General features: G+C 69.5%; 1 protein-coding gene. It reads left to right on the top strand.

Annotated elements, in window-relative coordinates; translation table 11 throughout:
* Nucleotides 1–397: 397 nt before the first annotated feature.
* Nucleotides 398–607, top strand: a 210-nt coding sequence (locus D7V97_RS46565; RefSeq protein ID WP_368669026.1) for a DNA/RNA non-specific endonuclease, incomplete at its 3' end; no start/stop codon positions are given.

Raw genomic sequence — 607 nt, 5'->3', positions numbered from 1 at the left:
GCCCTCGAGCGACGAGGCCCCACCGGGGACGGCGGGTTGATCCCGCAGGAAGGTTCGAAGCTGTTCGGCCTGCCCCGTGGCATCCGCCTTCTGGAAGCCCTTGCTCAGGAGCAGGTCACCCAGGCCCAGCTGGACATGGCGCGAGAGCGGATTCGTGCCCGACACGTACGGAAAGAGCCGGTTCCGTCAAGCGGAGGCAGAGGCGAAGCCGGAAGAGGCAAGCGAGCTGCCTTTAGCAGCGGCGAGACAGGAGCCGCCCCAGGAGCGCACGCCGCGGCTGGATGGGGCCGGGTTGCTCAAGCAGGAGTTTCGCGCTGGACGTGTTCGGGTGCGGCAGGTGTGGAGGCAGGCGCCCCTGAGGGGAGCGCGGCCTGAGCGGGCGTGTGCCCCATGAGGGCTGCACGGCTTCTCCACCGGCCTGCCGCACAGCTCGGCGGCACCCGTCAGCCTCCCTCTTCGGCACCTCTGCTCCAGCCCCCACCCTCCACAGGCCTTCTCTTCGCACCATGCGGAGACGAGCGTGGGCCAGTGGGGGGACGCGGAAAACCCCAGCAACGACTACGACGGAGGACACCTCATCGGCTCACAGCTTGGGGGCTGGGGAGGG

The sequence above is a fragment of the Corallococcus sp. CA053C genome (genome assembly GCF_003611675.1).
Taxonomy (GTDB): domain Bacteria; phylum Myxococcota; class Myxococcia; order Myxococcales; family Myxococcaceae; genus Corallococcus.
Note: the sequence above shows the minus strand (reverse complement) of the source record. Positions and strands in the feature narration are given on the sequence as shown.